The following is a 26,160-nucleotide window of genomic DNA, read 5'->3' on the forward strand; positions in this document are numbered from 1 at the left end:
ACCGTTCGCGGGAGGAGGGTGAGATGAGCTATCGGTGTCTCCCGGCGGTGTGCATCCTTGTCGCTGTCGCCGTGCTGGTGCCCGTCGCCGGCGCGGGCCAGAGCCGGTCGTCCGCGTCGGACGATTGGACCGCGCCCCTGATGCCCTGGGGTGATCCGGACCTGCAGGGCATCTGGGACTTCCGAACCATCACGCCCATGGAACGTCCCGCCGAGCTGGCCGGGAAGGCCGTTCTGACGGCGGAGGAAGCGGCGGACTTCGAAGCGCGCGAAAACCGGCGCCTGAATCGCGATCTGGTCGATCCGAAGGTGGGCGGGGCCATCTATCCGCCCGAGTCGGAGGGCGGGGTCGTGCCCTACAACGAGTTCTGGTACGACCGGGGAAACGCGCTGGTCGAGGATCGGCGAACGTCGCTGATCGTGGATCCGGCGGACGGCAGAATTCCGCCGCTGACGCCCGCGGCGGCGGAGCGAACCGCGGCGCGGAGCGCCTACCTGCGTGACCACCCGGCCGACTCCTGGGAGGACCGCAGCCTCGGAGACCGCTGCATCCTGGGGTTCAACGCCGGGCCGCCCATGGTGCCCGCCGCGTACAACAACAACGTGCAACTGCTCCAGACGCCGGACCACGTGGTGATCCTCAACGAGATGGTCCACAACGCCCGCATCGTTCCTCTGGACGGGCGGCCGCACGGGGCCATTCCCCAGTGGGTCGGTGACTCGCGCGCCCATTGGGAGGAGGCGACGCTGGTCGTCGAGACCCGCGGCTTCGGCGACCAGGTCGGCTTCAGGGGAGGGGCCAGCGCGAACCTGCACGTGGTGGAACGCTTCACCCTCATCGGGCCGGACCGCCTCGGATACGAGTTCACCCTGGAGGATCCGGAAACGTGGACACGGCCATGGACCGCCGTGGTGCCCATGAAGCGGACGCCGGGACCGCTGTTCGAGTATGCCTGCCACGAGGGCAACTACTCGATGGCGGGCATCCTCGGCGGGGCGCGCGCCGAGGAACGGGCCGCGGCGCAGGCGGAGTCGACCGGATCACGATAGCGAGCGAAGAGCAGAGACACCCGGACCGGGCCGACGCCATCAACCGCCAGGATCCATGGATCGCGTGGCGCCGGCCGCCAGCCGACGATGGTTCGATCGGCGGTTGTGTCGAGGCGTTGGCGCGGATAGGATGTGAGTGAATCCCATGCATGTTCTGCTGTCCCTCGCGTTGATGGCTCTCGGCGTGCAGGCGCAGGATCCGCTGCGCGAAACCCAGGTGTCGACGCCGGAGGTGGTGCGCACCGTGTACGACATGCCCGCGGTCGTCACGCCGCCGTCGCTCTCCGAGGATGCGCTGGCGGGCTGGAAGCTGTTCGTGCAGCGGTGCGCAATCTGCCACGACCCGCTCGGGCAGCCCTCGTATCCCGACACCCTGGGCCCCGTGCTCGGTCAGGGGAACGTGCGCCGGCTGGGCGAGGAGACGGTCCGCGAGATTATCATGGTCGGCTCGGTGCGGATGCCGGGCTGGCAGTACACCCTGTCGCAGGAGCAGGTCGGTCAGGTCATCGCGTACTTGAACACCGTGACGCGGGAATAGCCGTAGAGATATCCGAGCTTACGCGCACAACGATGCCGGCGCATTCGAGACACGCCCCAGGGTCGGACGGCCCGGGTCGGGCGGGTGGCGATGCGCGAAGGAGGCCGACATGTTCGAACGCCGACCGTCCGTGGTGCTGGCCGGAATGATCCATGGCGTCTGCGTGCTGCTGCTGGCGGGAGCAATCGCGCCGGCGGCGGCGCAGGAGCCGACACCGCTCGCCGGGACCGTCAGCGCATCGAGCGGCGAACCGATGGCCGGCGTGGCCGTCTCCGCGCGGGCGGAGGGCACGCCGCTCACGACCTCGGTCTTCACCGACGAGGCCGGCCGGTACTACTTCCCGCCGCTGGCGCCGCCGCTCGAGGGCGGACGCTACCGCGTCTGGGCCCAGGCCGTCGGCTACGAATCCGCAAGCGCCCACGTGGCCCTCGATCCGGCTCGACGGATGGCGCAGGACTTCACGCTCTCCACAGCCGCCGACTTCACCCACCAGTTGTCGGGCGTGGAGTGGCTGGACGCCCTGCCCGCCGAGACCCGCGAGGATCGCCGGCTGAAGGAGGTGTTTCGCGTCACGTGCACGGAATGCCACCAAGCCGGTCTGGTGCTGCAGAACCGGTTCGACGAGCGCGGCTGGCGCGCCATGATCGACCTGATGGCGAACGTCAGCTACCACGGCTGGCGCGGACGCAACGCCCGGCCGTCGATCACGATCGAGTACTACCGCGACGAGTTGGCAGCGTATCTGACCAAGGCCCGTGGCCCGGAGTCGCCGCCCCTGACGTTCAACCTCCAGCCGCGCCCGACCGGCGAGGCCGCGCGCCACGTCGTCACGGAGTACGACATCCCCATCGCGGAGCTGCCGACGGAACTGACCTCCATCGACGGGAGCGACTGGTCGGAAGGCATTCCGTCCGGGATGCGCGGCGGCGGCGGCATGCACGATGCCGCGGTCGACGACGACGGCAACGTCTGGATCACCGACTCGGTGCGGAACGACTTCCGGACGCTCGCCAAGGTCGATCCGCGGACCGGCCAGGTCACTGGCTACAAGCTGACGGCGCCCGACGGCAGACGTGCGCGCAACTCGCACGGCATCACGAAGGCCCGCGACGGCGTCCTGTGGTTCGACACGGCGGGCAGCCTCGGACGCCTGGACCCGACGACCGAAACCTTCGAGCTCTACACGCCGCCGCGGCCGCTGCGCGTCGGCGGGAGCTTGCAGGAGGACGGCCAGGGCAACATCTGGGTCGGCAACCGTCACGGCGCGCTCAAGTTCAATCCCGAGACCAACGACTTCACGTACTACCAGAACAGGACCATCGGCGACGGCCAGACCTACGGCACGGCCGCCGACCGGCTCGGGAACGGCTGGTGGGCGCAGTTCAACATGGACATCGTCGGGCACGCGAACGGCACGACCGGCGAGGTCGACGAAGTGCCGATGCGGCCGCCCGGCGCGCTGGACCGCGAGCAGTTGCTGACGCCGGAAGACCGCGACTTCTTCCATCGCATCGGCGCGATGCGCTTCTCCGGGAGCGTGTACAACCCCGGCGGGCAGGCGCCGCGCCGGCTCGCGGCCGACCCGAACGGCGACACCGTGTGGGTCGCGAACTGGTGGGGCTCCAACCTGGCGAAGATCGACATCCACACGCTCGAGGCGACGTACTACCGGCTGCCGGTCGACGCGCATCCCTATGCGACGGTGGTCGACAGGAACCACATGGTGTGGACGAACCTGTCGTCGGACGACGCCGTCGCGAAGTTCGATCCGAACACCGAGGAGTACACGATCTACAAGCTCCCCAGTCTCGGGGCCGAGTTGCGCCACATCGCGGTCGACGACGCGGGCGGTCCGGACGTCTGGATCGTCTACCGGGAGGCGAGCCGCGCGGCGCGCATCCAGTTCCGAACGGAGGCGCAACTCCGGGACGCCCGCGCCGCCAGCGCGCTCGCTACTGCGGCGGCCGGCGGCCAATAGGGTGGACAGCGGGTCCGGAACCCGGAGTGGGCTCCGGACGCGACAGGAACGCGGCCGCGCGGCTCGGCCGCGTTCTTACTTCGCGAGCGGCGGCGACGACACGGAGCGGCGATTCGGAGACAGGCGCGTGCGGAACAGGTAGCGTGCCCGTCGCTCATCCTGCGAGGAACCCATGCTCGAGAGACTGCTCACTGCGTTGATTCTCGCGACGGTGACATGCGCGTGCGGCAGCGGGGCCGCGCAGAGCGGGGCCGCACAGAGCGGGGCCGCACAGAGCGGGGCCGCACAGAGCGGGGCCGCACAGAGCGGGGCCGCACAGAGCGGCAGCGAGAACGCCGATACAGCGGGAGGCGGACCCGCGCCCGCCGGGCTCTCGGCGGACGATCACGTCGCCATTCGGAATCTGGCCGGCCGCTACAGCCAAGCTCTCGACCTGGGGGATCCGGCGGCCTGGGCGGAGGTGTTCACCGACGACGGTGTGATGGAGATGGTGGCGCAGGGATACGAGATCAAGGGTGAGGCCCTGCGATCGTTGCCGAGGGACGGCGAACCTTCCCGAAGCCGGCACATCCCGACGACGTTCGTCATCGACGGCGCCGGCGACGAGGCGACCATGCGTTCGTACGTGACCGTCGTCAGCACCGACGACCCGGCCCGGATCGTGTTCCAGGGCCGCTACGAGGATCGCCTGCGGCGCGTCGACGGCCGGTGGCGGATCGAGCGCCGCCGGATCCTCACGGACTGGATCGATTCCGCGGTCGCGGAAGGCGTGGCGGACGCTCCCTGAACCCGGCACGGCCCTTGCCCCACAACGGTGCTAGGATGGCGGCGACGGTCTGGCTTCTTGAAGCCGGAATCGCAAAGCACCAGGAGGGTTGAGATGAGCTATCGATGTTTCGCGGCGGCGTGCACGGCAATCGCGGTGGTCGCGCTGGCGGCGGCGCCCGCGTCGGGCCAGATGCCCCGGACCCCCTGGGGGACGCCGGATCTGCAGGGTATCTGGGACTTCCGCACCATCACGCCGCTGGAGCGGCCGGAGGATCTGGGCGACAAGGCGTTCCTGACCGTGGAGGAAGCGGCGGAGGCCGAGGCCGCGGAGGTCCAGCGCAACATCGAGCTCTGGGAGGCCGAGGCGCGGCGGACCGAGGCCGGTGGGAACGTCGGCGCCTACAACAACTTCTGGATGGACAGGGGCACGGCGCCGATCGAGACGCGGCGCACTTCGCTGATCACCTACCCGCCGAACGGGCGTTTCCCGGAGCTGTCCGAGGTCGGCGCCCAGCGGGCCGAGGCGCGGCGCGCCTACATGGCCGAGCACCCGGCCGATTCGTACACGGATCGCAACTCGTCCGACCGCTGCATCGTCGGCTTCAACGCCGGCCCGCCCATCACGCCTCTGGCCTACAACCAGAACATGCAGCTCTTCCAGACGCCGGACCACGTCGTGATCTACACGGAGATGGTCCATACGCCGCGCATCGTGCCGCTCGACGGCCGGGCCGCGCTCGATCCGGGCATCCGGCTCTGGTCGGGCGACTCGCGCGGGCGCTGGGAGGGCAACACGCTGGTCATCGAGACCGCGAACTTCAACGAGCAGCGCCAGTGGATCCCCCTCACCTCCGGGGGATCCGGCGTCACTTCGACCGCGAACATGACGCTGGTCGAGCGCTTCACCCGCCTCGACGACGACACGCTCGAGTACACGTTCACGGTCACCGATCCCGACACGTGGGCGAGCGACTGGACGGCTTCGATGCCTATGCAGCGGACCGAGAACCCGCTGTTCGAGTACGCCTGCCACGAAGGCAACTACTCGATGGAGGGCATCCTGTCCGGGCACCGGGCCGACGAGCGCAGAGCGGCGGAGCAGCAGTAGCAGCGGCGCGATGCGGGAGTGCAGGGGCTCGGTCGATGAGCGCCTGCACCACCGCGCGCTCGTCTTCTGGTCTCTTCAGCGTGCCGGCTGCCGGATGCGGCGGCGGAACGCCGACCATGCAGGCTTTCGCCGCGGGCTCGTTGGCGTCATACTTGTCGTTTCCGTCGTTACCACGCGGCTCCAGCATGAGGTGCAGAAGATGACCATCCGATCGATTCTGAAGATCGTCGGCAGCGCGGCGCTCGTGTTGCTGCTGGCCACCACCGCCGCCGCGCAGTCCGCCGGCGACACCGTGACGCTGCGCACCCCGCACGGCCACCCGGATCTCAGCGGCATCTGGGATTTCCGCACCGTCACGCCGCTCGAGCGTCCCGAGGAACTGGCCGATCAGGCGTTCTTCTCGGAGGAGGAGAGCGCCGAGTACGCCGCCGAACGGGTGCTGGCCAACAACGCCGACCGGGATCGCGAGGAGCGCAAGCAGATAACCACCGATCGCGGGACGGTGAACGGCACGCGCGAGAGCCGCGACCTCGCGCTCGCATACAACGATTTCTGGTGGGACCGCGGGGACAACGTCGTCGAGACCCGGCGCACCTCGCTCGTCGTCGATCCGCCGAACGGCCGGATCCCGGCGCTTACGGAGCAGGGCGCGCAGCGCGCGGCCGAGCGCCTGCGGATCAACCAGCGGCCGACCGAGGGGCCGGAGGACCGTCCGCTCGGCGAGCGCTGCATCACCGGCTTCAATTCCGGGCCGCCGATGCTGCCGGCCGCCTACAACATGAACGTGCAGATCTTCCAGACACCCGACCACGTGGTGCTGCTGAACGAGATGGTGCACAACGCGCGGATCATCCCGCTCGACGGCAGCGATCACGGCACCATACCGCTGTGGACCGGCGTGTCGCGCGGACACTGGGACGGCGACACCCTGGTCGTCGAGACGAAGAACTTCCTGCGCGAGACCAGCTTCCGCAACTCCAGCAAGAACCTGCATCTGGTGGAGAGGATCCGGCGGGTGGACGCGGACACGCTGCTCTACACCTTCACGGTCACCGATCCGACCACCTGGACGGCGCCGTGGACGGTCGAGCTGCCGATGCGGCAGAGCGACCTGCCGATCTTCGAGTACGCCTGCCACGAGGGCAACTACGGCATGGACGGCACGCTGACCGGCGCGCGGGCCGTCGAGCGGCGCGCCGCGGGGCGGTAGCGGACGCAGTTTCCGGCGTCGCCGGCGGGGCGGCCGCCCCGCCGGAGGAATGTCCCGGTGCAACCGCCCGGGTCGCGTCGCACCGATCGATTACCCGGAGCGGACCGCAACGGCCGGTCCGCTCCGTCCTCTATCCTGTCGACCGCCCCCAGGCGCAACGGAGTGAACCCACTCGGCAAGTGACTTGCCGACGCGGCGGCGGCAGACCCGCGCCGCCCGGCAGGGTCGTCCGAATCAGCCGTTTCAACGGTGTCCGGGTCTCCGCACCCGGGTCGAGCCCGGCGGAAGAACCCGAACGATGGCATCCCACGCGGCTGACACTCGCCGCGACGTGCGCTACGAGCCCGACGAGCGTCCTCCGAGGTTGCTGTCGCTCGGGCTCGGAATGCAGTATGCGCTGCTCGCCGTTCCCAGCATCGTGCTGAGCCCGACCATTCTGATCCAGGCCGCGGGCGGCAGCGATGCCTATCTGATGTGGGCGGTGTGCACGGCGCTGGCGATCTGCGGGATCACGACCGCGGTCCAGGCGGTCCGGGTCGGGCGCATCGGCGCCGGCTACGTCATGCTGATGGGGAGCAGCAGCGCCTTTCTCGCGGTCTCCGTGTCGGCGCTGGAGCAGGGCGGGCCGGGGCTGCTGGCCACGCTGATCATCGTATCTTCGCTGTTCCAGTTCGCGCTGGCGGCCAGGTTGTCGGCGCTGCGCCGGATCTTCACCCCGACGGTGGCGGGCACCGTCCTGATGCTGATCCCGGTCGCCTTGGCGCCTGTCATCCTCGGCAAGCTCGCGGATGTGCCGCCGGGCGTCTCGCCCGCGGCGGCGCCGGTCACGGTGGGCGTGACGCTGCTCGTCATCGTCGTGAGCGCGCTGCGCGGCTCCAGCCTGTGGCGCCTGTGGGGACCGGTCGTCGGCATTCTCGTGGGCACCGTGACCGGGAGCCTCGCCTTCGGACTGTACGACACGGCGGGCGTTCGCCAGGCGGGCTGGATCGGCTTGCCGCCCATTGCCTATCCCGGACTCGATCTCGGCTTCGGACCCGAGTTCTGGGCCCTGCTGCCCGCGTTCGTGCTGGTGACCCTGGTGGGCGCGATGGACACGCTCGGCGACGGCGTCGCCATCCAGCGGGTATCGTGGCGCCGGCCGCGCGCCATCGATTTCCGATCGATCCAGGGTGCGATGTCGGCCGACGGCCTCGGGAACCTGCTGTCGGGTCTGGCGGGCACGCTACCGAACACGACCTATGCCACGGGCATATCGATCGTGGAGCTGACCGGCGTGGCGGCCCGTTCGGTCGGCGTCTCGATCGGGCTCCTCTTTGTCGCGATTGCGTGCATACCCAAGTTCCTGGCGGCGATCATCGCGATCCCCGGCCCGGTGGTGGCCGGCTACTTCGTTCTCCTGGTGGCCAGGCTCTTCACCTTCGGCATCGAGATCCTGCAGCACGAAGGGCTCGACCCCCGGAAGGGGGTGGTGGTCGGTCTCGCGTTCTGGATCGGACTCGCCTTCCAGCTCGACCGGATCTTCCCGGAGTACTTGCAGGGACCCTGGAGCGAGATGCTCGGCAGCGCGGTCACCGCAGGCGGTTTGACGGTCATCGCGCTGACGTTGTTCGAGGAGCTCACGGGACCGCGTCGGCGGCGCCTGCGGGTGGCGCTGAGCGCCGACGCGTATCCGAAGATCGATGCGTTCCTTGCGCAGATCGGCGCCCGCCGGCGGTGGAGCGAGGAAATGATCGAGCGGGTTCGCGCGGTTGGTGAAGAGACGTTCCTGTTGCTGATCCGCAAGCAGGAGGAACACACGGCGGGGAACAAGCGGCGGTTGTTGCTGGTGGCCGGCGGCGAGCGTGATGCGGCCGTGCTGGAGTTCATCGCCGCCACGGACGAGACGAACCTCGAGGACCAGATGGCGTTGCTCGGCGACCGGGCGGCGGGCGGAGGGGTGGAGCAGGAAGTATCCCTTCGGTTGCTGCGGCACTACGCCTCGTCCGTGCGCCACAACCAGTACCACGACACCGACGTGATCACGGTGCGCGTCGAGGCCGCCTCACGCACGATGCTCTGAATCGCCTTCGCGGCGGCTCGATTGCCGATCATTCCCGCGGCAGCGCGAACACCTGGAGCACCGAACCGGACCCCGGCGGCCGCTGCATCGTTTCCGGAAACGCAATGCGCGCGTTCCGCCACGAGATGCTCCAGCCGGGGCCGGACGGGATGGCGACGTACTGGCGGCCGTCGACCGCGTAGGTGATCGGGAAGCCGTCGGTCGCCGTCGGCGTGCGTGTGCGCCACAGCTCCGTGCCGTCGCGCGCGTCGAAGGCGTACATGTAGCGGTCGATGTCGCCGACGAACACCAGCCCGCCCCCGGTGGTGAGGACCGCCGTTCCGTACTGCCAGCGGCTGCGCCGGCGCCACAGAAGCTCTCCGGTACGGCTGTCCATCGCCACGAAGTCGCCCAACTGCTCGGGGCTGTCGGGATGAACCCTGAAGCGGCGGTCGTTCGGGCCGACGCCGCCGCCGCCCAGCTCGGGCGGGGGCATCGCGCCGAAGATGGAGTGCGCGCACCCGGGTGTGAGCGGGACGTAGAACGCCTCCGTCTCCGGGTGCCAAGCCATGGCCCAGAGGTTCTTCAGCCCGCCGGGACCGGGGCAGTAGTCCACCGGCACGTCTATCTGCGGGATGCGCTCGCGGACCAGGATGCCCTGGCCGCTGACCGGGTCGATCTCCACGATGTTCTGGTAGCCGAGGTCGAAGGCGTTGCGGAATGCCCCCGTCCGGGGATCGAGCTCCCACAGGACGCCGATCTTGCCCATCTTGAAGAGCGACAGCCCGTCGCCCCGGTCGACGAGTACGATCTCGAAGACCTCGTCGAGGTCGTGCGTTTCGGCGGGGATGTGCTGGAAGTACCACCGGAGCTCTCCGGTGTCGGGATCGAGGGCCAGCGTCGAGTTCGTGTACAGCGCCGCGCCTTCGGTGCCGCGCTGTACGATGGCCCACGGCTTGGCCTGGGCGGTGGACCAGTAGATGAGATTGGTTCCCGGGTCGTAGCTCCCGGGGATCCACGCATCGGCACCCGCCCGCCAGGTCAGCGGCAGGTCGCCCCAGGTATCGCCGCCCGGGTCTCCGGGGCGAGCCACGGTCGACGTGCGCCACAGCTCGGCCCCGGTCTCCGGATCGTGGGCGGAGATGAAGCAGATGTCGTTCTTGTACCGCTCGCACCCGGTCATCCCGGCGACGACCTTGCCCTGCACGACGATCGGACCGCTGGTGTATCGGTAGCCGAGGCTGCTGTCGGCCACCTGGTGCTGCCAGACCAGCTCGCCCGTCCGCGCATCGAGGGCGATCAGCTCGGCCCGGCTGGTGCCGGCGTAGATCTTGTCGCCGTAGATGGCGATGCTGCGCCGCGCCATGCCCGGGCGGCGGTTGATGGGCAGATCTTCGTCTTCCGGGACGGCCTGTCGGCGCGAGTGCTCCCAGAGGAGGTCGCCGGTGGCGGCGTCGAGCGCCTGCACCCCACTTCGGCTGGGGACGTACATGACGCCGGCGTGCACCAGCGGCGTGACCTCGTCGGTGCCGGGCTGCATCGCCCACGACCAGACGAGCTGGAGGTTGCGAACGTTCTCGCGGTTGATCTGGTCGAGCGGGCTGTAGCCCTGACCGTTCAGCGTTCGGCGCCAATTGATCCAGTCGCCGTCGTCCGGGGCGAGGAGCTCCTCGGTCGTGACGGGCTCGAAGTCCGTCACTTGCGCCTGGGCGACGGAAACGAGGGTCCAGAGCAGCGTCGAGACGAGCAAGGCGAATGTCACGCGGGTCATGACCATGTATCCCTTCTCACGCTCGAACCGTCATCTACAACAGCACCGTCCTGCGCGGCGCCGGACTCCTGGCCAGCGTCCGTGGCCTCTTTGCGGCACGGGCTTCTGGAACGTGGCAATCGGATTCACGTCGTCCGCTGCGTGCGCGCCACTCGCCGCGATGAGGACAGGGGCGACGGCCCTGCCTTCACCACGGCAATAGGCGCCGGCGTGAAACACCACGGGCTCAGCGTTGCGCTCCCGCGGCGATGACCGCGTTGCGCGCCGCCGCGTTCGTTTCGGTCAGGCCGCCGTTCGCGCCGCCGAAGTTGAAGATCCGATAGCCCTGCTCCATGCGGAGGGCGGCGTTGGCTGGCGTCACCGTGCCGCCGCAGGCGAGGTCGCGCGTCCGGCAGACCTCCAGCAGGTGCTCGAAGGCGGCCGCCACCTCGGGGTCCTCGGCGCTCTCCGCGCCGTACGAGGAGCTGAGGTCTCCGCCCGCTCCCAGGTAGAAGCCTCCGACGCCGGGCACCTGGGCGATGGCATCGGCGTTCTCCACACCTTCGCGAGTCTCGATCATCGCCCAGAACAGCAGATCACCCCGTGGATTGAGAGGCCAGAGGTCGGCGCGTTGCCGGCACTCGGCCCGCCCCACGCCCCAGAACGGGCATTGCACCGTGCCCCGCACGCCGGGCGGATTCGGGATGGCCGACGAGCGGAGCTGCCGGGGACGGATCGTCCGCACGATGTTCTCCGCCTGCTCGGGGGTCTCGATGTTGTTGATGAGGATGCCCATCAGGCCGAGGTCGAGCGCGTGCTTGACGATCCACTGCGTCTGCTCGCGGCCGTAGGGCGGAAAGCGCGCGAACACCGGCGGGTGCATCTGCGCGTTGCCGCGCTCGACGATGCCGGCCTTGTCGCCGGCGACCAGATACGCCACGAACTGCTCGAGCTGTTCGAACCGCAGCGGGTTGTGCTCCATGTCGACGTACACGTAGTCGATGCTCGGATCGCCCGCCAGCGACAGCGCGTTCTGCAGCGACAGGTCTGCCGTGCTCACCCCGAACACGTGCTTGCCCTGCTCGAGCTTCTCGACGACGGGGTTCAGGTGGAGGTACGACTCCTGGGCCGACGGAACGGATGCGAACAGGACCGCGATGACGATGCCGGCCGCAAGCAGCGGCCACGCGGGACGATGACGGGATGGGAGCACCATGGGAAACCTCCTCCTCGCAGTTCGCCTACCGTTGCAAGCGTACTCCAATCCCCAACGAATCCGGGTAGAGGAGTGGTGTATAAGGGTGCCGATCCCGGCTCCTGGAACGGCGCTCCCGCGCCAGGGCAGGGGTCGTGCCAGAGGGACCGACCTGGATGAGGGGGAAACATCCGATGACAGCTCGATGCCTTCGGTGCCACGTGGGGTTTCGCCACGGGCTCCTGGCCGGCGCGGTTCTGGTGCTTGTCTTGACCGGTCACGCGGTTGCGGCGAGCCCGACGAGCTGGTCCCCGGGACCGGCCTCATGGACGGGCGATCTGGCTCCGATCACCGCGGCGGACTGGAGCTACGACCGCGCCGCGCATCTACTGGGCCGAGCCGGCTTCTCCGGCACGCCGGAGGAGATCCGGAAGCTGGCCGACATGACCCCCGAGCAGGCGGTCCGTTCCCTCGTGTACTACGACCACATCGCCAACGACCACCTGCAGCCCTTCATGCATTCGGGCTTCTGGGACGAGACGTTGATCCCGTTCCCGCCGAGCCGGCCGGCCGCCACCGACCTGGCGATGGAGAGCGGCGAGAGCATGGGTGTCCGGGTCAAGCCCGAGCATGTCAACCGCCACGTGCAGCCGGTCTCGGATCGCTTCTTCTACTGGCTGCGCGCGACCACGCTGGAGACCCGCCGGGTCGGCTACTGGTGGGCCGAACGGATGCTCGACACCCACCGCCCGCTCGAAGAGAAGATGGCGCTGTTCTGGCACGGGCACTTCGCGACCGCCCAGGGCAAGGTCCGCGACTACCGGAAGATGCTGCTGCAGATCGAGATGTTCGAGCGTCACGCGACCGGCAACTTCGGCGAGCTGCTGGTCGCGGTCGCGAAGGACCCGGGGATGCTCTACTACCTCGATGCCGGCGTGAACGTGAAGGGGGCCGCCAACGAGAACTTCGCCCGCGAGGTGATGGAGCTGTTCACGATGGGCGTGGGCCACTACACGGAGCGCGATGTCCGCGAGGCGGCGCGCGCCTTCACCGGCTGGTACTTCGAGAACCTGGACTTCGTCGTCAACGAAGCGCAGCACGACGACGGACCCAAGACCTTCCTGGGCCGCACCGGGAACTTCGACGGCGTGGACGTGCTCGAGATCATCCTCGAACAGCCGGTCACGGCCGAGTACATCGCCTCCAAGACCTATCGCTTTTTCGTTCGGGAGGATCCGTCGCCGGCGCTGCAGGCCGAGCTCGGCGCCATCCTGCGGGACAACGACTACGAGCTGCGGCCGCTGCTGGAGACCATGTTCCTCTCCCGCGACTTCTACAGCGCGGCCAGCTACGGCGCCCACGTCAAGGGGCCGGTCGAGCATGTGTTGACGATGCTCAAGCAGTTCGGCGCTGAGGACGTGCCGGGCGTGCCGGACTTCAACGACACCACGATCGCGCTGGGCCAGCACCTGCTGAACCCGCCGTCGGTCGCGGGCTGGGCACAGGGCCGAGCCTGGATCACGCCCGCCCTCCTGCAGGAGCGGGGCAACGTCGCCTTCAACTACCTGTTTCCCGACATCGTCGGGTTCCAGGATCCGAACTTCCTCACCCGGCGCCGGGACGGGCTGGTGGGGGAGCGCCTGCGCCGCGGCCATGACTTCGGGGCGGCGATCGCCCTGGACAACGTCGACGACCCCGGCATGATGTCGGCGGAGGATTTGGCGCTTCTGGAGCGGGACGAGCTGTTCAATACGCGCGTCTCCGACTACATCGCCTGGGCGCAGGTCTTTCGCACACTGATTCCGACGCCCCGCGGCGCGGCCCGGATCAATTTGACACGGGTGGTCCTGGATTCCGGCTCGACGACCACTGGGGAGGCAGTGGATTACTTGTTGGGGCGATTCCTGCGCATGCCGGTCTCGTCGGACATGCGCGACGCGCTCGTGGCGCTCCTCGACGACGAGCTCGGCACCTCGGACCTGATCCGCGCCCGGACTTATCTGGAGGATCCGCTGCGCATGGTGACCCACCTCATCATGAGTACCCCGGAATACCAGATGAACTAGAGCGTCCGGGACAGCAGCCCCACTGCATTCGAGCGGCAGGTTCGGCCGGGACGGAAGCCGCCGGCCGTTCGGCCGACCGCACGCGCGACTCCGGCGGGTGCAGGCCTGCGTGCTACGATGAATCTTGTGTTGTGACTGGAATACGGCCTACGTTGCGTTCAGCCCGGCATTGCAGGAAATTCCGTTGAGCACGAAACTTTCGACTTCGAACGAATCCGAGACGTCCGCTCTCGACAGAGATTCCCGAGGCCGGAAGCGAGCCAGGAAGGCGAGAGAGGAACGGCAGGTCCGGCGTCTCCTGGTTGAGCTGGAACTGGCCGACGGCGGCGAGTTGCTGAGTGGCGAGGCTCCGGATTTCGTCTTCCAGGTGGGGCCGCGCCGGGTTGGCATCGAGGTGTCGATGCTGTTCAGAAACGAGCCGATAGAAGAGGCGGCTCGGCGCGAGCGAATTGTCTCGGAGGCGAGGAAGCTTGCCGCGAACGATCACCGGTTCGACCGGCTGGACATCTGGGTAGCGTTCGGGGACAAGGAGATATCGACGGTCAAGGAAGGCGCGGCAGCACTGATACGCCAGCTCGATCGACACGTGCCAAGAGCAGAATTCGGGACATTCGAGCCGGAGCGCGGCCGCCTGTTCCGGCAGTTCACGATCTGGCCATCGGAATCAGGCGCGGGGTCATGGAGAGCCGTGCCGAAGTCGGAGCTCGCGGAGGCGCTGACGAGAGACGCGCTGAAGCAGGCCGTAGCCAAAAAGGACCTGAAGGTCGGAGAGTATCGCAACAGGTGCACCGAAGCTTGGTTGTTGCTGGTGTTGCCCCTCTTCCCGGCCGAGGACAGGCCTGCCTTCGGACAGTGGACGTGGCCGGAGTCCGGGCAGCAATGGCGGTTGGATACCGGTTTCGACAGAGTCTTCGTATATGAGGAGCGCTTCCGCCCTCCCTTGCACGAGATTCCAACGAAGGTGAACGGGACGCCTCGGCTGCCTCGGTCGGGCCAACCCGAGGCCACGAGGACGCTCCATCCCGAGGAACGAGAGTGGCTGGATCAGTTCCGGGAGATGCTCGCCACGCGGTTCGCCGATGTCGTGGTGAACATGGTGCTGTACGGATCGAAGGCGCGAGGCGACGCACGAGAAGACAGCGACATCGATGTGCTTCTCGTCGTGAGCGACGCCGCCGCGCACCTCAAGCGGCCGGTGCGGCAACTGGCACACGAGTTGGCTGCGACGTCGTACGCGTTGCCGTCGATAGTGGCGTACACCGAGGCCGAATGGACACGACTGGGGCGATTGGGCTCTCCTTTCCGGGCCGCGGTGGAACGTGACGGGGTCCCGGTACTGTGAATCGCGAGCTGTTGCTCGCCGAGTGGCGGCGATCCGTCCGGGGGCTGGAGGCAGCCCGACTCCTGGCGCGAGAGGGTTATGCGGAGGATGCCGTCTCACGCACGTACTACGTCATTCTCCACGCGGCGAAGGCTGCATTGCTGGTGCACGATGTGACCGTGGACAGCCACGCCGCACTTCGCCGCCTGTTCGGCGAGCACTTGGTCCGTGCCGGCAGAATCGAACGGGAGTGGTCAGCTCAACTACGCGTCGGCCTCGAAGACCGGCTCGCCGCCGACTATGACCCGGTCCATGTTGTCGCCGCGCAAGACGCTCTACAGGAGGTCGAACGCGCAGCGGCGTTCGTAGCGCGTATTCGCAGCTATCTGCTCGACAACGCGTTGACGGACTCGGATTTGGAATCTGTAATCGTGAATCCCTGACACACGGCTCCCGGGGCCCTCCGGGTCACTCCTCGAAGACCGCGCTTGACAACAGAATTGCTTGCATGCAGTCCTGATGGCAACGAATCTGTTGGTAGACGTGATGGCGGGTTTGGCGCTCGACTGCCTCGCCGCGCCCGGGCCAGACAATGCGGGGCTGGGGACGGGCGCGGGTTGCGCCATCTCTCGGCGTCAGGGAATCACATCGTCGACGACGATCCGTGCGTCGGGACGCGCGAGCGGCGCGACCTTGTCGCCGGCTGCGGCAGTCGGCGACGAGATCCATGCCGGTCGTGTGGCCGACTCCCTCCGGTGTCCTGGCGTTCAGGTCTCCGTCGATGAGTTCCAGCTTGGCGTCAGGCTCGAACGCACCGGCTTCTACGGCACGGTCGTACTCGACCCGGCTCAGGCGGTAGTGACAGATGGGCACGTCCGACGCTGTGGGTCTCGTGGCGGCGCCTCTATCGTAGCGCGGCAACCGGTCTCGACCGCGCAGACTCGATCATCAAGACCCTGAATGCGATCCTGGACCGCACGGAAGGGGCTCACGTGATCGACTATACCGCCGAGCAGCGCTCAGCGGTCAGTCGAATCAGTCCGGGTGCGGTGCGCCGGCACCTCACTCCGGAAGCGCGAACACGTGCAGCGCGTTGCCGGTCTGCGGGTGGTGAACGTCGGGCGCCAGGGCGCGCGGGGCCGCCCGCGGGCTGCCGCCGCCGAGGCCGGTCGCCACGGCGATGTACTGCCTGCCGTCCACGGCGAACGAGATCGGAAAGCCCTGCACGGACGTGCCCAGCCGGGCCTGCCACAGCACCTCGCCCGTCCGCACGTCGAACGCCCGGAACCTGCGGTCGAGGTCCCCGGCGAATGCCAGATCGCCGGCCGTCGACAGCACGCCGGTCAGGAACGGCGCCCGCTGCTCGACGCTCCAGACTTCCTCCAGGGTATCGGCGTCGAACGCGGCGAGCTTGCCGAGCCGGCCCTCCGTATCGGGCATCTCGAAGAAGGGACGCGCGCTCAGGCCCACACCGCCCGAGCCTATCTCGAAGGCGACCTCGCGGGCCGACAGCTCCATGCAGGTCTGCGAGAGCGGGAGGATGAGCAGCCCCGAGCCGGGGTGGTAGCTCATCGGGTGCCAGTTCTTGCCGCCGGCAGTGCTGGGGCACGCCGGTACCAGTTGCTCGAACTGCGCGTCGGCAATGTCCTGGCGGTAGGTGACGGCGCCGGTCTCCGGGTCGATGTGGTCGAAGACGTTCTGGAAGACGGTTTCCTTGTGGCCGAGGAACTCGCCGGTCTCCCGATCCAGCTTCCAGAGGATGCCGTGCTTGCCGGCGCTGAAGACTACCTTGCGGTCGTCCAGGTCGACGAGCACCCGCTCGAAGACCTCGTCGAGGTCGAGGCTCTCGCCGGGGACGTGCTGGAAGTACCACTCCAGCAAGCCGTCGTCCGGCCGCAGGGCGACCGTCGCGCTGGTGTAGAGCGCCGGGTCGTGCACGGTCATGCCCCGGCTTATCGCGACCCACGGCTTCGCCTGCGCCACCCCGAAGTAGACCAGGTCGAGCACGGGATCGTAGCTGCCGGTGATCCAGGTCTCGCCGCCCCCGCGCAGAAAGTTCGGGAGGTTGGCCCAGGTGTTGCCGCCGGGCTCGTCCGAGCGGGCTACGGTGTTGAACCGCCAGAGCTGCTCGCCGCTCGCCGCGTCGTAGGCGCTGATGAAGCAACCCTCGCGGGTGAACTGGCCGCAGCCGCCGAGTCCCTGCACGATCTTGCCGCCGACGATGACCGGTCCGCTGGTGTTGCGGAAGCCCTGGGCGTCGTCGGCGATGCGGGTGGTCCAGACCTCCGCGCCGGTGCGCGCGTCGAGCGCGATCAGCCGCGCGTCGGCCGTCGCCAGGAAGAGCTTGTCCTGGTAGATGGCGAGGTTGCGGCTCGAGCTGGCGAGCTGGCCTTCCTCGACGCTCACCTCGTGCTCCCAGATCAAGTCGCCGGTGCGTACGTCGAGCGCCTGCACCACCGGGCCGAAGTTGGCGAAGTAGAGCACGCCGTCGTGCGCGATCGGCGAGGGCGCGTTGCGTCCGCCCTCGTTCATGGCCCACATCCACTGCAGCTCGAGTTCGCCGACGTTGTCCCGCGTGATCGAGGTGAGCGGGCTGTGGCTCCAGGCCTGGTAGTTCCGCCGCACCATCAGCCAGTCGCCCGGAGGCGTGTCGCGCAGCAACTCGTCGGTCACCGGCGTGAAGTTCTCCACCTCGCCCGCCACGGTCACGCCGCCCGCCACGGCGGCCGCCGCCGTGCGCGTGTCGGGCCGCCGCGCCCGGCCCTGGGCCGCCGCGGTAATCGTCGGCGCGGCTGTTTCCCCTGTCGCTACCGCGCCGATCGTGACGTCGGTGGCCGCCGTCAGCGCCTGGTCCCCCGCCGGCGCGCCGTTCGCCTGCAGCAGGTAGGCGACGATATCGACATAGGTCTGGTCCCCGAGGCGGCCCGGCCGGTCGGGGGGCATCGTTAGCCGGATGCGCTCGACGAGATCCTGCGGGGTAAGGTCTCCCCAGAAGTTCAGGAAGTTGGGGCCGGCCAGCGGCGGGGACTCGAAGTTGCCCCGCAGGTCGGTCCGATGGCAGATGGCGCAGCTCCGCGTGTAGTCGGCGCGGCCGTTCTCGGCCTGCTCCGCGGTATGGATGCCGTCCTGCGCGGGCTGCCCGGCTGCGAGGGCGGCCGGGGCGGTGAGACCGCCGGCGACGCACAGTGCGGCCGTCGCTATGAGCAGGCGTCGGTGCGAGTCTTGCGCTGAGATCATCTCTTTAGTTCCTTCCCTTACTGCCGCCCGCGGTGGTCGTTACCGCCGAGGATTCCAACGCTTTCCCCTCGAAGCCGCACTGGCCGGCCCACGCTCTTGCCGCCCGCAACCGCTCCGCTACGAGTAGATCATGAACTCCAGGAGGTTGCCGTCCGGGTCGCGAACGTAGCGGCTCATTCCACGCACCGTCCCGAGGGCGCGTCCGCCGTCCCGCATGCCCGAGCCGATGATCTCGGCCCCCGCTCGATCCAGGGCGGCCATCAGCGATTCCTCCGAGCCAGACCATACGAAGCAGAAGTCGCCGCACGGCGGCGTCGCGGCGGGCGCCCGCAGCGACGCGGGGGTTGCCCTTTGCCACGACGCCGGCCGGTGGAAGTTGATCTTCTGGTCGCCGAAATGGACCGAGACCCTGCCGGCGGTCTCCATCACGTGCACGCCGAGGGCCCGATAGAACGTGATCATCTCCTCCGTGTTCTGCATCGGGACGGCGACGTGATCGAAGCTGCTGATCGCACCTTCCTGTGCGCGCACGCCCGAGCCGCCGGCTGGGGAGGCGGAAGCCGCGACGGTCGTGCCGGCAACGAGCCGCTCGAGGAACTTTCGGCGACCGTGGCGTTGTCGGGTCGGCTGCACCATCTCCACGTCTCCCATGAACAAAGCAGCCCGTGGCCAAGCCACGGGCTGGTAGACGAAACGGTCAAGAAGGGTGCGACGCTTGGTCTTCTGCGGCGCAGATTCCCGGCTCAGCGCGCCCCCAATCCGTGAAGGAGATCCCCTGTTGCCCGAGTTGCCTCGTCACTGACCTCCGGGCGGCGGCGGGCGAACCTCGTGAGCGGCGTCTGGCCGCGTCTGTTCTCCGCGTTCACGTTGGCGCCGCTTTCCGTCAGGAACGCCACGACGCCGGGGAAGCCCTTGTCGACGACGTAGTGCAGCGCGGTGTTGCCGTCCTCGTCGACGGCGTTGACGTCGCTACCCGCCTCGGCCGCCATCCTGACTGCTTCCAGCGTGCGGCGTTCGTCGTACAGTTCGTGCTGTGCCGCCGGAAGGCGGATCAAGGCACGGTCCCGGCGGTCCCACGTCCCGTACCGCCAGCCGGCGCCCGCCGCCAGCGATACCGGTGTCCAGCCGTTCTTCAGCGGCAGCGCGGCATCGGCGCCTGCGTCCAGCAGGACGCGCATGATCTCGATCTCGATGAACTTCGCCGCCAGGGCGAAGGGGGTCGCGCCGAGCAGGTGCTCGCCCAGATACAGGACCTGCCCGTTGCGTGCGACCCGTGTGCCTTGCGTGATCTGGGCGTTCGGACTGGCGCCGTGGTCCAGGAGCGCTTCGACGACCTTCAGGTCGCCCTGCAGCACGGCGGCATGCAACGCGGCATAGCCGACGATGGCGGCATTCGGGTTCGCACCCCGGTCCAGCAGTAACCGCGCCAGCGCTCCGTGGCCGCTGTGCGTCGCCACGACCAGCGCGCTGGCGCCGTCCGGGCCCGTGTCGTTGACGTCGGCCCCCGCGGCCAGCAGGAGATCCGCCGACTCGACGTCGCCCACCCTTGCCGCAAACAGCAACGGCGTGAAACCTCCGATGTCGGTCTCTTCCGCATCGCTCCCGAGGCTTCGGCTGCGCTCGCCGTACCGGAGGTCCGACTGCAGGCGGCGGCTGATCACCTCGCGCCTGATGCGCGATCGCGCGTTGGGGTCGGCCCCGTGATCGAGCAGGAGCCGCACGACGGCCGGGTGGCGTTGCGCGGTGGCCCACATCAACGCGGTCTGGCTCTCCGACGCCTCCCGGGCATCCACTTCCACGCCGCGGCTCAGGAGCGCGTTGACGGCGTCCACGCTCCCGGTGCGCGCACAGGCCATCAGCGCGGTCTCCCCGGTAGTCAGGGTCGCCCGCGCGTCGGCGCGGGCCGCCAGCAGCCGCTCCACCATCGGCCCGCTCGCGTTCGCGCAGGCGAGCCAGAGAGGCGTGACCTCGTAGGCGTTGGCGGCGTCGACGCCGGCGCCAGCGCGGATGAGCAACTCCGCGGTCTCGTGGTCGTCCCAGTAGACGGCCCAGTGAAGCGCCGTCGCACCGTCCCCCTGGGTGGCATTCACGTCGGCCCGGTCTGCCAGCAAGGCAGGCAAGGCTTCCCATCTCTGCGCCTTGACGGCCTCCACGAGGCGCAGGTCGTCGCTCGCGGCCTGGAGGAGACCCCCGCCGCTCAGGGTGACGAGACCGGCGACGGCCGCCAGCCGGTATGTCCACGAGCGGCCCCGCCACCGGATGCGCTTGCGCGTCGTCATCGTCCTTCTCACTGTTCAGGCGTTCGACCACTGTTCAGGCGTTCGACCAGCGGTCCCAGGAGCCCCTGTACGGGCTCCCGGGTCGGTTCGCGTTCGAGTCAGACCCCGACCAGGCGCTCGCGTCTTGGCCCGGCAGAGATCCGCGGCAGCCCGCCGGTGCTGTTGCTCACCCGCTCCACCGGCATGCCGAACTTGTCCAGCAGCGCGACGTGCAGGTTCGCCAGCGGCGCACCGTCCGGATACACGAGGTGTTGGCCGCCCTTGATCTGCCCGCCTCCGCCGCCCGCCAGAAGGATCGGCAGGTTCCGCGGCGAATGGGCGTTGCTGTCGCTGAACCCGGCGCCGTAGACGATCGTGACGTGGTCGAGCAACGACCCGTCACCGTCCGGCGTCGATCGCAACTTCTCGAGGAACGACGCGAACAGCGACATGTGATAGGTCTGGATCTTCGTCAGCTTTGCCAGCGTCTCCGGGATGTTCTTGTGATGCGAGAGCGGATGATGCGCCTCGAACACCCCGGCTTCCGGGTAGGTCCGGCCGCTCAGCTCGTGGCCGATCATGAAGGTGATGACCCGCGTCCGGTCCGACTGGTAGGCCAGCAACTGCAGGTCGTACATCAGCGCCGCGTGCTCGGCGAAGCTCGCCGGGACGCCCAGCGGCCGCGTCGCCGTCGGCGCATCCTCGTCGTCCTGCCGCCCCGCCAGCTCGATGCGCCGCTCGACGTCGCGGACCGCATCGAGGTACGCGCCGACCTTGACGCGGTCGCTCGGACCGAGGCGCCGCGACAGCCGCGCCACGTCCTCGCTCACCGCGTCGAGAATGCTGCGCTGCTCGCGCATGCGGGCCCGGCGCACTGCCGGATCCGTGCTCTCGGTGTCGCCGAACAACCGTTCGAAGACCGCCCGCGGATTGTGCTCCATGGGCAGCGGGGTCGACGCGCTGCGCCACGAGACCGTGTACGAGAACGAGCAACTGAGGTCGCCGCTGCACGAGCCCGCGAAGTTGGCGCCCTCCAGGCCGATCTCGAGCGATGCCAGCGGGGTGTGCTGCCGCAGCTCGTCCGCCAGCCGCTGATCCAGCGAGAGGACCGCCTTCCGGTTCCAGGCCTCCGGCCGGTCCGGCATCTCGGCCGTCAGGAACCAGGTCGAGGCGCGGGCATGCGGCCCGCGGCCCGTTCCCCGCGGCGTCTCGAGCCCCGACAGCACGGTCAGCCGGTCGCGAAACGGCGCCAGCGGCTGCAGAATCGGTGTGAGCTCGAAGCCGGCCCCCGCGGTCGCCGGCGTCCAGTTCTGCATCACCATGCCGTTCGGCACGTAGACGGCGCCGAACCGCAGCGCCGGTTTCGCCGCCGATCTGCCCAGCGCGGTCAGCGCCGGCACCATGCCGTCCAGCAACGGCAGGGCCAGGGTGGCGCCGATGCCCCGCAGGACCGTTCGCCGAGGGATCGCCTTCTTGGTAACGAACATCATGACTCCGACCTCCTCATCTGGAACGGCATGCTCTCGACGAGCTCGAGAATGATGGACGACCAGCGGTAGTCGTCGTCCGCCGCCGCCGCGACGATCCGCCGGATGGCCGGCTGATCGGTGTATTCGACGCCGCGCCCAAGCGCGTACGTCAGCAGCTTCTCCGTGACGGTTCGCATCACGCTGACTTCGTTGCGCAACAACGCGTCCCGCAAGCTCGCGGCCCCTTCCACGACGCTCCCGTCGACGAGCGTGCCCGACGCGTCGATGGGCGTGCCGGCCTCGCTCGTGGTCCGCCAGCGCCCGATCGCGTCGAAGTTCTCGAGCGCGAAGCCCGGCGGGTCCATCATCCGATGGCACGCCGCGCACGCCGGATTCGCCCGGTGCTGTTCCATCTGCTCTCGGATCGACAGTGCCGCACGCCCGCGGAGGTCCTCCTCCAGGGACGGCACGTCGGGAGGCGGCGGCGCCGGCGGCATGCCCAGGATGTTGTCGAGCAGCCACTTGCCCCGGAGGACCGGGGAGGTCCGGGTGGGATAGGCGGTGAGCGTCAGCAGACTGGCGTGTCCCAGCAGACCCGCTCGACCGCCGCCGTCGACCGTCACGCGCCGGAACCGCTCGCCGTACACGCCCGGAATGCCGTAGTGGCGCGCCAGGCGCTGGTTCACGAACGTGTAGTCGGCGGTCAGCAGTTCCATCAGGCTGCGGTCTTCGCGCAGTTGGCTTCGCAGGAACAGCTTCGTTTCCTGCTCCATGTCCGCCCGGAGGTTCTCGTCGAACTCGAAGAACACCTCGAAGTCCGGCTGCACGCCGCCCAGGCGGTCCAATTGCAGCCACTGACTCGCGAAGTTGTCGACGAGCGCCGTCGAGCGAGGGTCGGCCAGCATGCGGCGCACCTGCCGCTTGAGCACGGCCGGTTCATGGAGTCGACCCTCCTCGGCCACGGTGAGCAACTGCTCGTCGGGAATGCTGCTCCACAGGAAGAACGACAACCGGGAGGCCAGCTCCAGGTCGCTGAGGGGATAGGCCGTCCCGTCCGCGATGTCCACCGGGTCGGCCTCTACCCGGAACAGGAAATCGGGTGCGACCAGCAGGCGCTCGAGCGCCTTCTGCATGGCCCCTTCGAAACCGTGTTCATCGCGGTTGGACGTGTAGAAGGTCAGCAGCCTCGTGACCTCGTCCTCCGTCACCGGGCGCCGATAGGCCCGCCGCGCGAGCGCGGACAGAATCTGCCTCGCGCAGGGCTCGTCGTCCGCTCCGCTCGTTGGGCGGCACGTGAAGATCCGTCGCCGGCTCGGCGTGTCGCCGGGCCCCGTTGCGTCGTACGGGCCGGTCAGATCCACGCGCTCGACCGCCGCGTTGCCGTAGTAGAAGCCCTCGCCGCTGAGCGAGAAGCCCGACAGGCGCCGTTCGAGGATTCCCGTCGGCTCCGAGCGGACGTTGGCGAAGGTCACGCCCAGCACACGCGTCCCCGCCTGCGCCGGGAAGCGAACCACCAGGCCCGCGTCCGCGCCGCCTGACAGGTAGTCCTCCCATTCGGGGTCGCCGCGGATGGTGCCGAAGAACGTGTAGGCCGACGGATAGCCTTTCCGGTCCGCATCCCCGATCGTGAAGCGCTTGACCAGCGCGCCGTCGAGGCGGACGTCGAGCTGCTGCGGCTTGCCCATCCCGATGATGTAGTCGTAGATCTGGCGACGCAGGCGGATCCGGACCTCGTACTGGCCATCGAGCGGGAAGTGGTAGCGGATGGCCATTCCCCCTCGCGACCCGAACGGCAGGTCTTCGCTCATGCGGTCGTCCTGGTACAACAACCGGGGCGTGCTGTACGTGGCCGGGGCGAATCCGGGCCCGATCGTCGGGTCGCCCACGGCCAGACGACTGATCCGATTGGCTGCCACGAGGTAGCGCTCGAACAGCGCCGGCGACACCGACAGCACGTCGGCGTTGGTCGCAAAACCCTGCTCGTCCACGTCGTCGGCGGGAAAGAGCAGCGTTTCCTCGTCGACTTCGAGCGCCAGCAGATCGCGGATCGCGTTGATGTATTCGGCGCTGGTCAGCCGCCTAACGGCGGGTCGGCCCGGATCGGGCCTGGCCGCCGCCGCGCGGTCCAGCTCGGTTTCCAGCCACGTGACGAAACCGTCGTAGGTTTCCTCGTCAGGTCGCGGCCGGCCCGCGGGCGGCATCGCCCGGGCGTGCAGCTTGCGGACCACCTTCTCCCAGACCTCGGCGCCCGCACCCACGTCCGCCACGGTGAGCTCCTCGAAGGACACCGGCACCGTGCCCCGCGCGAGCAGCCTCTCGTTGTGGCAGGCGAGACAGTACCGGCCGAGGAACGTGGCGTGGGGAGCCGCCGACTCCGCCGGCGCCCGGGAAGGTGGGAGCTGAGGACCGGCGGCTTGCGCGTAGGCGCCGGTCCCGATGAGGACCAGCAACCCCGCAGTCCATACGGTGAGGCGCCACGTCATCGTAGCCTCCTCTCGCATGCCCGGCGAATCGGGTCCGCGATCGCGCGCGTGCCCCGCCCGGCCGGACAGCAGAGAAACCGCGTGGCCGGATGCGAATTCCCCCGCGATGATGGGCGAAGGTCGCAGGTCTGTCAAGGCGCGAACGGTCCCGTCTTGATTACGGGATCCGCCGGTGATAGCGTCGCTCCCACCATGAAAGCTGGACTGACTCGGCGGAGCCTGTTGCAGAGCGCGTTCGCGGCCGGCGGCTTGCTCGGGATCGGGGCCGCGTCGCCGATCGCCGTGAGCGCGCGGCGGGCGCAGCGGAGCGGCGCATCCCGAACCGACCCGGCCGCATCCCTCAGCCGCCAGTTCGCCCGGTGGGTCGTCGACCTGCGGTACGAGGATCTCCCGCCGGAGGTGGTCGACCGCGCCAAGGGGCTCACGCTTCACAACCTCGCGTCGGCCCTGCTCGGCTCGCAGCTACCCGCGGGCCGCGACGCCATCGAGCTCGTCACCGCGGAAGAAGCCGGGGTCCCCAACGGCGTCACCGTCATGGTGAACGGTATGACCGCCACCAAGGCGGGCGCCGTCTTCGCCAACGCGGAGCTGATGCTGGCCGGGGGGAAGTGGGACACGTTCCGGATGCTCACGCATCCCGGCACGTGCATCATCCCGTGTGCCTTCGCCGCCGCGGAGACCGAGGAGGCCTCCGGTCGGGACTATATCGTCGGCATGGTCGCGGGCTACGAGGTCATGCAGCGGATGGCCGCCGATTTCATTCCGACGCTGATGGCGCGCGGCTTCCACGCCGGTCCGGTGTTCGGCATCTTCGGTGCCGCCGTCGCGGCCGCCAAGGTCATGCGCCTGAGCGAGGACGAGCTGACGAACGCCATCGGGCTCTGCGCGAACCTGGCGGGCGGCAATCTCGAGAGCCGCGGCCTGCGGGAGAGCGCCGCGGCGCGCAATGCCATGCTCGCGGTGGCGCTGGCGCGGCAGGGCCGCCAGGCGGGCGAGGCCGCCCTGGAGGGCGACGCCGGCTTCTACCATGCGTATGCCGGCAACAACCGTGGCGATCTCACCTACAGCTTCGTCGGCGACACCCGCACGAGCCTGGATGCGCTCACCGCCGGGCTGGGCGAGGAGTGGCTGTTCCTGGAGACGCTCTACCGCATCTATTCCACGGCCGGTTACAACATCGCCCACGTCGACGTCACGGCGCAGCTCTGCGAGGAGCACGACATCCGCTACGAGGACGTCGACCGGGTCGAGGCGGTGGTGAACTGGCTGGAGACGCAGTACCCCAGCCCCGCCTTTCCCGTCCGGCGAGAGGACCTCGGGGAGGCGACGGTGGGCAGCACGCGCTACCACACGGCGTATGGGGTCGTGCGGCGCGGTCTGCCGGTGCTGCCGGGGGCGCCGGACCCGCCGGAGGTGCTCGACCTGATGACGCGGGTCACGATCATCCCGTCCCACGAGATGACGCTGTTCGGCCCGCGGATCACCATCTTCACGAAGGACGGGCGCAGCTACACGAAGCAGGCCACCGGACGCGAGTTCATCTGGGACTTCGACGAGGAGGTGCGCCGCATCGGCGACGTCGTTCCGGGCATTCCCATTTCGGCGGCGCAGTTCGAGGAGATCGTCGCGACCTGCCGCGATCTGGACCGGGCCGACCGGGCCGACCGGCTCGTCCGGTTGACGGTGCCGTAG

At 68.9% G+C, this 26,160-nt stretch carries 18 protein-coding genes; 11 read left to right on the top strand and 7 right to left on the bottom strand.

Annotation, left to right across the window (positions count from 1 at the left end; all coding sequences use genetic code 11):
* Nucleotides 1-23 precede the first annotated feature (23 nt).
* From F4X11_00300 to F4X11_00330, 7 genes are all read left to right on the top strand, one after another.
* Nucleotides 24-1,049, top strand: a complete 1,026-nt coding sequence (locus tag F4X11_00300; GenBank protein MYN63466.1) for a hypothetical protein — start codon at nucleotides 24-26, stop codon at nucleotides 1,047-1,049.
* A 136-nt stretch (nucleotides 1,050-1,185) separates the two neighbouring features.
* Nucleotides 1,186-1,587 carry a cytochrome c gene (locus F4X11_00305; GenBank protein MYN63467.1) on the top strand — a complete coding sequence of 134 codons (402 nt, stop codon included), beginning with the start codon at nucleotides 1,186-1,188 and terminating at the stop codon, nucleotides 1,585-1,587.
* 109 nt (nucleotides 1,588-1,696) lie between these two features.
* Entirely contained in the window at nucleotides 1,697-3,565 is a 1,869-nt protein-coding gene (locus F4X11_00310; protein ID MYN63468.1) for a hypothetical protein, read from the top strand.
* 172 nt (nucleotides 3,566-3,737) lie between these two features.
* Nucleotides 3,738-4,352, top strand: coding sequence for a DUF4440 domain-containing protein (locus tag F4X11_00315; GenBank protein ID MYN63469.1), 615 nt, complete (start codon nucleotides 3,738-3,740; stop codon nucleotides 4,350-4,352).
* A 93-nt stretch (nucleotides 4,353-4,445) separates the two neighbouring features.
* Nucleotides 4,446-5,441 carry a hypothetical protein gene (locus F4X11_00320; protein MYN63470.1) on the top strand — a complete coding sequence of 332 codons (996 nt, stop codon included), beginning with the start codon at nucleotides 4,446-4,448 and terminating at the stop codon, nucleotides 5,439-5,441.
* 199 nt (nucleotides 5,442-5,640) lie between these two features.
* On the top strand, nucleotides 5,641-6,651 hold the full coding sequence (locus F4X11_00325) for a hypothetical protein (protein ID MYN63471.1): 1,011 nt from the start codon (nucleotides 5,641-5,643) through the stop codon (nucleotides 6,649-6,651).
* 298 nt (nucleotides 6,652-6,949) lie between these two features.
* Nucleotides 6,950-8,710 carry a hypothetical protein gene (locus F4X11_00330; protein ID MYN63472.1) on the top strand — a complete coding sequence of 587 codons (1,761 nt, stop codon included), beginning with the start codon at nucleotides 6,950-6,952 and terminating at the stop codon, nucleotides 8,708-8,710.
* Nucleotides 8,711-8,738: 28 nt separating this feature from the next.
* Here F4X11_00330 and F4X11_00335 read toward each other — a convergent pair whose 3' ends face one another.
* Both F4X11_00335 and F4X11_00340 read right to left on the bottom strand, forming a co-directional pair.
* Entirely contained in the window at nucleotides 8,739-10,466 is a 1,728-nt protein-coding gene (locus F4X11_00335; protein MYN63473.1) for a PQQ-binding-like beta-propeller repeat protein, read from the bottom strand.
* Between the two features lie 220 nt (nucleotides 10,467-10,686).
* Entirely contained in the window at nucleotides 10,687-11,961 is a 1,275-nt protein-coding gene (locus tag F4X11_00340; GenBank protein ID MYN63474.1) for a hypothetical protein, read from the bottom strand.
* On the opposite strand from F4X11_00340, the gene F4X11_00345 reads away from it, so the two are divergent.
* The 3 genes from F4X11_00345 (at nucleotide 11,829) to F4X11_00355 (ending at nucleotide 15,464) form a co-directional block, all read left to right on the top strand.
* Complete coding sequence (locus F4X11_00345) at nucleotides 11,829-13,700, top strand: DUF1800 domain-containing protein (protein ID MYN63475.1); 1,872 nt, start codon at nucleotides 11,829-11,831, stop codon at nucleotides 13,698-13,700. The two genes, F4X11_00340 and F4X11_00345, sit on opposite strands and share 133 nt — an antisense overlap.
* Nucleotides 13,701-14,757: 1,057 nt before the next feature.
* Nucleotides 14,758-15,042: a nucleotidyltransferase domain-containing protein gene (locus F4X11_00350; protein MYN63476.1), complete on the top strand. Its 285-nt coding sequence runs from the start codon at nucleotides 14,758-14,760 to the stop codon at nucleotides 15,040-15,042.
* Nucleotides 15,039-15,464 (top strand): HEPN domain-containing protein, encoded by a 426-nt coding sequence (locus F4X11_00355; GenBank protein MYN63477.1) that lies wholly within the window; start codon nucleotides 15,039-15,041, stop codon nucleotides 15,462-15,464. The genes F4X11_00350 and F4X11_00355 overlap by 4 nt, the downstream gene beginning before the upstream one ends.
* Before the next feature lie 619 nt (nucleotides 15,465-16,083).
* Here F4X11_00355 and F4X11_00360 read toward each other — a convergent pair.
* From F4X11_00360 to F4X11_00380, 5 genes are all read right to left on the bottom strand, one after another.
* Nucleotides 16,084-18,258, bottom strand: coding sequence for a PQQ-binding-like beta-propeller repeat protein (locus F4X11_00360; GenBank protein MYN63478.1), 2,175 nt, complete (start codon nucleotides 18,256-18,258; stop codon nucleotides 16,084-16,086).
* A gap of 117 nt (nucleotides 18,259-18,375) precedes the next feature.
* A complete protein-coding gene (locus F4X11_00365) occupies nucleotides 18,376-18,894 on the bottom strand; it encodes a hypothetical protein (GenBank protein MYN63479.1) in 519 nt (172 codons plus the stop codon).
* A gap of 107 nt (nucleotides 18,895-19,001) precedes the next feature.
* A complete protein-coding gene (locus F4X11_00370; protein ID MYN63480.1) occupies nucleotides 19,002-20,537 on the bottom strand; it encodes a hypothetical protein in 1,536 nt (511 codons plus the stop codon).
* A 98-nt stretch (nucleotides 20,538-20,635) separates the two neighbouring features.
* Nucleotides 20,636-22,006, bottom strand: coding sequence for a DUF1552 domain-containing protein (locus tag F4X11_00375; protein MYN63481.1), 1,371 nt, complete (start codon nucleotides 22,004-22,006; stop codon nucleotides 20,636-20,638).
* Entirely contained in the window at nucleotides 22,003-24,486 is a 2,484-nt protein-coding gene (locus F4X11_00380; protein ID MYN63482.1) for a DUF1592 domain-containing protein, read from the bottom strand. Before F4X11_00380 ends, F4X11_00375 begins: the two co-directional genes overlap by 4 nt.
* A gap of 174 nt (nucleotides 24,487-24,660) precedes the next feature.
* Here F4X11_00380 and F4X11_00385 point away from each other — a divergent pair, with 174 nt between their 5' ends.
* Nucleotides 24,661-26,160, top strand: a complete 1,500-nt coding sequence (locus F4X11_00385; GenBank protein MYN63483.1) for an MmgE/PrpD family protein — start codon at nucleotides 24,661-24,663, stop codon at nucleotides 26,158-26,160.

It is taken from the genome of Acidobacteriota bacterium (assembly GCA_009861545.1).
GTDB lineage: Bacteria > Acidobacteriota > Vicinamibacteria > Vicinamibacterales > UBA8438 > WTFV01.

Excerpts from the sequence above, each read along its gene's own strand:
- F4X11_00350 (MYN63476.1), top strand. The coding sequence starts at position 14,758 with ATGCTCGCCACGCGGTTCGCCGATGTCGTGGTGAACATGGTGCTGTAC.
- F4X11_00320 (MYN63470.1), top strand. The coding sequence starts at position 4,446 with ATGAGCTATCGATGTTTCGCGGCGGCGTGCACGGCAATCGCGGTGGTC.
- F4X11_00335 (MYN63473.1), bottom strand. The coding sequence starts at position 10,466 with ATGGTCATGACCCGCGTGACATTCGCCTTGCTCGTCTCGACGCTGCTC.
- F4X11_00345 (MYN63475.1), top strand. The coding sequence starts at position 11,829 with ATGACAGCTCGATGCCTTCGGTGCCACGTGGGGTTTCGCCACGGGCTC.
- F4X11_00310 (MYN63468.1), top strand. The coding sequence starts at position 1,697 with ATGTTCGAACGCCGACCGTCCGTGGTGCTGGCCGGAATGATCCATGGC.
- F4X11_00325 (MYN63471.1), top strand. The coding sequence starts at position 5,641 with ATGACCATCCGATCGATTCTGAAGATCGTCGGCAGCGCGGCGCTCGTG.
- F4X11_00370 (MYN63480.1), bottom strand. The coding sequence starts at position 20,537 with ATGACGACGCGCAAGCGCATCCGGTGGCGGGGCCGCTCGTGGACATAC.
- F4X11_00375 (MYN63481.1), bottom strand. The coding sequence starts at position 22,006 with ATGATGTTCGTTACCAAGAAGGCGATCCCTCGGCGAACGGTCCTGCGG.
- F4X11_00300 (MYN63466.1), top strand. The coding sequence starts at position 24 with ATGAGCTATCGGTGTCTCCCGGCGGTGTGCATCCTTGTCGCTGTCGCC.
- F4X11_00385 (MYN63483.1), top strand. The coding sequence starts at position 24,661 with ATGAAAGCTGGACTGACTCGGCGGAGCCTGTTGCAGAGCGCGTTCGCG.
- F4X11_00365 (MYN63479.1), bottom strand. The coding sequence starts at position 18,894 with ATGGTGCAGCCGACCCGACAACGCCACGGTCGCCGAAAGTTCCTCGAG.
- F4X11_00330 (MYN63472.1), top strand. The coding sequence starts at position 6,950 with ATGGCATCCCACGCGGCTGACACTCGCCGCGACGTGCGCTACGAGCCC.
- F4X11_00315 (MYN63469.1), top strand. The coding sequence starts at position 3,738 with ATGCTCGAGAGACTGCTCACTGCGTTGATTCTCGCGACGGTGACATGC.
- F4X11_00360 (MYN63478.1), bottom strand. The coding sequence starts at position 18,258 with ATGATCTCAGCGCAAGACTCGCACCGACGCCTGCTCATAGCGACGGCC.
- F4X11_00380 (MYN63482.1), bottom strand. The coding sequence starts at position 24,486 with ATGCGAGAGGAGGCTACGATGACGTGGCGCCTCACCGTATGGACTGCG.
- F4X11_00340 (MYN63474.1), bottom strand. The coding sequence starts at position 11,961 with ATGAGGCCGGTCCCGGGGACCAGCTCGTCGGGCTCGCCGCAACCGCGT.